Source organism: Deferrisoma sp. (assembly GCF_054681715.1).
Genome location: NZ_BAAHFQ010000202.1, coordinates 1 through 4,791, shown reverse-complemented (window position 1 = coordinate 4,791; position 4,791 = coordinate 1). Strand labels below are relative to the sequence as shown.

Genomic DNA, 4,791 nt, shown 5'->3' with positions numbered 1-4,791 from the left:
GGCTGGAACCCCAGGCCGTGTGTCTCCCTCTCCCCTCAGGGGGAGAGGGCCGGGGTGAGGGGGCGCCGGCCCCCTCCCACCTCATCCGGGTCCGCACCGGTCCAGGTACCCCCGAGGTACACGCCCCGGGGTTCCCTCAGCCCGTCCCAGTGCCCCGCCGGGTCCGCGGCGAGCCACACGAACCCCGCCGGCCCCCCTTCGGCGAGGCCGCCGACCGGCGCCCCGGCCTCCGCCTCGCACAACGCCCGGGCGTGGTACGTGGCGGCCGCGAGCGCCGCCCCCGGGTCCCCGAGGGCCTCGGCCAGAAGCCGCAGCTCCTCCACGAGCCCGTCCCCGTGCTCCACCCCCGGGGTGCCGGCATCGCTTCCGGCCGCGATCGAGACCCGCCGCGCCGCGCCCTCGGCCACCTCGGCGAGGTGGCGGGCGTGGGTCGTACGCACCACGGCCTTTTGTCGCCCGGTGAGGGCCGGGTGCTCCTCCAGCGCCTGCCAGGCCCGCAGGGTGGGCACCCAGACCACGCCGCCGGCCGCCAGGCGGCCGAGATCCCCAGGGTCGCACCCGAATCCGTGCTCCACCGAGTCGGGGCCAGTGGCGAGCACCGCGCCCAACGGCCCGTTCGCGTGGACCATGACCCGGAGCCCCAGCCCCCGGGCCGCGCCGCACAGCCGGCCGAGGTCCCCGGCCGAAAAACCGCCCGCCGACACCCCTCCGACCTCGTCGAGGCTGTTCAGGCCCGTGGCCAGAATCTTGGCGTGGGTCGCCCCGGCCGCGGCGTTCTCCCGGAGGATCGCCTCGGCCTCCGAGAGACCCGCGGCGCCCCGCCCCAGGAACGAACCGTAGTACCCCTTGCGGAACAGGGCCTCGCCCGCCGGGAGCACCCGGGCGTACCGCTCGGGCCGCGGGTTCGCCACCCGAGCCGCCTCGAGGGCGAGCCCCCGGGGATCCCCCCCGTCCCGCACCGCGGCGACGCCCCGCGCCCGGTAGTCCTCCAGCAGCCCGAGGATCCGCTCGAGGGCGTCCTCCCGCCCGGCGTTCGTCACGCGGCTGCGGTCCGCCGGGTCGAAGCTCCCGGGCAGAAACAGGTGCACGTGGGCGTCCGCCAGGGGTTCCACGAGCCAGCCCCCCCGGAGGGTCGGCAGGGGATCCCGGGGCCGGTCGCGGTCGTCCGAGCGCACGGACACCACCCGGCCGCCCCGAACCAGGACGTACGCCGGCGAAAGGGCCTCGGCCCGCGGCCCCCGCCGGAGCCCCTCGGCCTCGATCCACAGGTCCGGCGATCGGGTCACGGGACCCCGGGCTCGTGGAAATCGAAAGCCGTGTTCCCGTAGGTCCGGGTGCGCGTGACCGGGGCCCCGGCGTGGGCGGCCTGGGGCTCGTCCCGGTGCCGCTGCACCACCACGAGCCCGCCCGGCGCCACGAGCCCGGCGTGCATTACGGCCTCCAGCGCCGCCTGTTGGAGCCCCTTCCGGTAGGGCGGCATCACGAGCACGATGTCGAACCGCTCCCCCGCCTCTTCCAGGGACCGGCAGGCCCGCAGGGCGTCGTCGGCCCGCACCCGGAGCCGGGCTTCCATGCCCAGGGCCTGGGCGTTTCGCCGCACGAGGTTTGCCACGCCCCGGTCCTTCTCCACCACCCAGGCCTCCCGGGCCCCGTTGGAGAGGAGTTCCAGGGCCACCGCCCCCGACCCGCCGAACAGGTCGAGCACCCGGGCCCCGGGGAGCCGGGGGCGCAGGAGGTCGGCCAGGCTCTTCCGGAGCCGCGTGAGAAGCGGCCGGGTGCCCTGGCCCTCCGGGGTCTGGACCCGGCGGCCCCGGAGCGTCCCCGAGGTGATGCGCACGTATCCCATGTGTCTGCTTGGACGCTAGGAGGCGCGGACGCTGGGACGCAAGGCCCTTCAAGATCCCAGCGTCTTCGCCTGTTCCACGGCGTGGGAGCGGGCTCCGAGCGGCGACCTAGTGTTCGGTACAGCTCTTCGCACCTCTCCGTGTCCTCCGTGCCCTCCGTGGTTTGATCAAACCACCCAGAGAGCCTGGGGCATCGGGGTGAGGCGCACCGGGCCGTCGGCCGTCACCAGGAACGTGTCCTCCACCCCGCAGCCCCCGAGGCCCGGGAGCACGGCCTTGGGTTCCAGGGCCACGGCGTCGCCCTCCCGGAGGACCTCGGAAGACCCCTCGGCGATGAGCGGGGCCTCCACCGTCTCGAGCCCCACCCCGTGGCCCACGAAGCGGCACCGCCGCTCCGGCGGGCCCAGGTACCCTTCGATCCCGAGCTCCTCGGCCCGCCGCCGGGCCGCCTCGAACATCTCCCCCGCTGAGACCCCGGGCCGAAGGAGGGCCGCGGCCGTGCGGTGCACCTCGAGCAAGGCGTCGTACAGGTCCCGAAGCCACCCCGGGGGCCGGCCGAGGCAGAAGGTGCGGGTCTGGTCGGTCTGGTACCCGGCCAGGCTCACCCCGAAATCCACGACCACCGGCTCCCCCGGCTCGATCGGCCGGTCGCCCGCCCCGACCGGGAACGCGGCCGACCGCCCCACCCCGGGCATGGGGGTGTCCACAGCCCCGGCCGCCAGGGTGTTGGGTCCGGACACCACGTGCCAAGGGTACGCCTCGAACGGGCCCCGCGACCAGAGCCAGCCCTCGTGGCCCCAGGCCATGGCCCGGCCCAGGAGCTCCCCCGCCCACTCGGCCTCGGTGACCCCGGGCCGAAGCGTCGCTGCCGCGTGCTCGTACACCCGGGCCACGAGCCGGCCGGCCTCGCGCATCCGCTCCACCTCCCAGGCGGACTTGCGCCGCCGAAGCCCGGCCAGAAGCGGCCCCACGTCGGCCCACCGGTCGGTTCCGATACGGGCGAGCCAGCTCGCCGGGAATACCTCGGCCACGATCCCAACGGGTCCCTCCCCCGCGGCGCGGCGGGCCCGGTCCCAGAGCTCCCGGCCCGAGGCCACGGGCTCCACCGGCACCGGGGACTCCGCCCGGGCCCGCCCCGGGTCCCGGAGGATCCAAAGAGCGGGATCGCCGGCCGCCGGCACCCAGAGGAACCCCTCCTGGGTCGTACCCGCCAGGTAGTACCGGTCGGGCCGGTGGGTCACCAGGGCCCCGACGAGCCCCGCCGCGACGAGCCCGCGCCGAAACCGCTCGGTCCGGTCCCGCACCTCGCCCGGGGGCACCCCTTGCGGCCCGGGGGCCCGGTGATACTGTGGACCCGTTCTCGTCGGGTTCATCCGTTCGCCTTTCCGCCGGTCAGGAGGTGTCCGATGCGCTGCGTTTCGAAACCGCTGCTTCCCGTGTTCGCCCTGTTGCTCTTCGTCGGGTTCCCCGCCCGCGCCGCCGAGGTGCCGCGGCTCTTCGGCACGTTCCAACCCGAGGTCGGGGTGTGGTCCGAGTACCGGGTGGTGGAGAAGGACTCCGGCAAGACCACCCGCATGCGCATGGCCATCGTGGGCCGGGAGGGCGACGGCTGGTGGTACGAGGTGGTCCAGGACGACGGGGAGCACCGCAACATCGTGAAAATGCTTGTTCGCGGGAACCCTGACGACCCGGACAACATCGAGCGCCTGATCCTGAAGAGCGGCGACGCCCCGGCCTCGGAGATGCCCAAGGACTTCGTGGCCATGGGCCGGCGCATGGCCGTGCACATGTTCGAACGGCGAAGCGGTGTGCCGGCCGAGGGCGCCGAGGGCCTCCGGGCCGAGAAGGCCGGCCGCCGCAAGGTGACCGTGCCGGCCGGCACCTTCGAGGCCGAGGTGCACCGCATCGTGGACGCCCAGGGCAAGGTGCTCGCCACCTACGATTTCGTGCCCGAGGTGAAGCCCTTCGGCGTGGTGACCTCCCGAACCGACACCACGACCATGGAGCTCCTCGGGTACGGCACCGGGGCGAAATCGGCCATCACCGAGACCCCGGTGCCCATGACCGCCCCGCCCGGGATGCCCGCGGGCATGCCCCGCGGCATGCCGCCCGGGGTGGGGCCCAAGGGGCGGTGAATCGGGAAGCGGGAACCGGAAACGGTTCGGGCCGGCGGCGCGGATCGCGGCGTGGACGCCGCTCCCACGGACGGCCCAGGGCCGGCGGCGATTCGCCGCCCCCCCCGAACGACCGGGGCGGGGCGGCCCTGCGGCGCGCCCCGCCCCGTGACTCCGATCTCCCCCGCCCTCTTCCCCCTGGGGGGAAGGAAGACAAACCTCAGCGGCACCTGCCGCCGGGAAGCGGTCCCCCCTCCCCCGGTGGGAGGGGGGCAGGGGGAGGGGGCAGCGGCACCGGTCCCCTCTCCCCGGCCCGCCGCGGGCTACACGAGCTCCATGCCGCTGAAGAAGAACGCGATCTCGGTGGCCGCGGTCTCGGGCGCGTCGGAGCCGTGCACCGAGTTCTTCTCCACGTCCACCGCGTAGAGCTTCCGGATCGTGCCCTCGGCCGCCTGGGCCGGGTTCGTGGCCCCCATGACCTCGCGCCACTTGGCGATGGCGTCCTCCCGCTCCAGGCACAGCACCACCACGGGCCCGCTCGACATGAAGGTCGTGAGGCTATCAAAGAAGGGCCGCTCCTTGTGCACGGCGTAGAAGCACTCGGCCTCCTTCTTCGAAAGCCGAAGGAGCTTCATCGCACGGATCGTGAAGCCCTCCTCCTCGATCCGGGCGATGATCTTCCCGGCGATGCCCCGGGCGGTGGCGTCGGGTTTGATGATGGCAAGGGTTCGTTCGACAGCCATGGCAGACTCCTCGTGTGTGCAAGCGTAAAGGGACAAAACAAGGCGCCCCGGCCCGGCGGCAGGGGCACCGACTTGGGACGTTCGAACGTT

General features: G+C 74.3%; 5 protein-coding genes. 1 reads left to right on the top strand and 4 read right to left on the bottom strand.

The genetic code is table 11. The features are described 5' to 3' along the window. Nucleotides 1-35 precede the first annotated feature (35 nt). From ACY0I8_RS16450 to ACY0I8_RS16440, 3 genes are all read right to left on the bottom strand, one after another. Nucleotides 36-1,286: an amidohydrolase family protein gene (locus tag ACY0I8_RS16450; RefSeq protein WP_461395612.1), complete on the bottom strand. Its 1,251-nt coding sequence runs from the start codon at nt 1,284-1,286 to the stop codon at nt 36-38. Next, complete coding sequence (rsmD, locus tag ACY0I8_RS16445; RefSeq protein ID WP_459942423.1) at nt 1,283-1,846, bottom strand: RsmD family RNA methyltransferase; 564 nt, start codon at nt 1,844-1,846, stop codon at nt 1,283-1,285. The genes ACY0I8_RS16450 and rsmD overlap by 4 nt, the downstream gene beginning before the upstream one ends. A 165-nt stretch (nt 1,847-2,011) precedes the next feature. Further along, complete coding sequence (locus ACY0I8_RS16440) at nt 2,012-3,217, bottom strand: M24 family metallopeptidase (RefSeq protein ID WP_459942422.1); 1,206 nt, start codon at nt 3,215-3,217, stop codon at nt 2,012-2,014. 33 nt (nt 3,218-3,250) lie between these two features. Here ACY0I8_RS16440 and ACY0I8_RS16435 point away from each other — a divergent pair, with 33 nt between their 5' ends. Beyond that, entirely contained in the window at nt 3,251-3,979 is a 729-nt protein-coding gene (locus ACY0I8_RS16435) for a hypothetical protein (protein WP_459942421.1), read from the top strand. 302 nt (nt 3,980-4,281) lie between these two features. Here the strand turns inward: ACY0I8_RS16435 and ndk are convergent, their stop codons facing one another. Further along, nucleotides 4,282-4,701 (bottom strand): nucleoside-diphosphate kinase, encoded by a 420-nt coding sequence (gene ndk / locus ACY0I8_RS16430; RefSeq protein ID WP_459942420.1) that lies wholly within the window; start codon nt 4,699-4,701, stop codon nt 4,282-4,284. Nucleotides 4,702-4,791: the final 90 nt, after the last annotated feature.

What these genes read in the sequence shown, in the direction of transcription:
- rsmD (WP_459942423.1), bottom strand. Translation starts at nt 1,846, where the DNA reads ATGGGATACGTGCGCATCACCTCGGGGACGCTCCGGGGCCGCCGGGTC.
- ACY0I8_RS16440 (WP_459942422.1), bottom strand. Translation starts at nt 3,217, where the DNA reads ATGAACCCGACGAGAACGGGTCCACAGTATCACCGGGCCCCCGGGCCG.
- ACY0I8_RS16435 (WP_459942421.1), top strand. Translation starts at nt 3,251, where the DNA reads ATGCGCTGCGTTTCGAAACCGCTGCTTCCCGTGTTCGCCCTGTTGCTC.
- ndk (WP_459942420.1), bottom strand. Translation starts at nt 4,701, where the DNA reads ATGGCTGTCGAACGAACCCTTGCCATCATCAAACCCGACGCCACCGCC.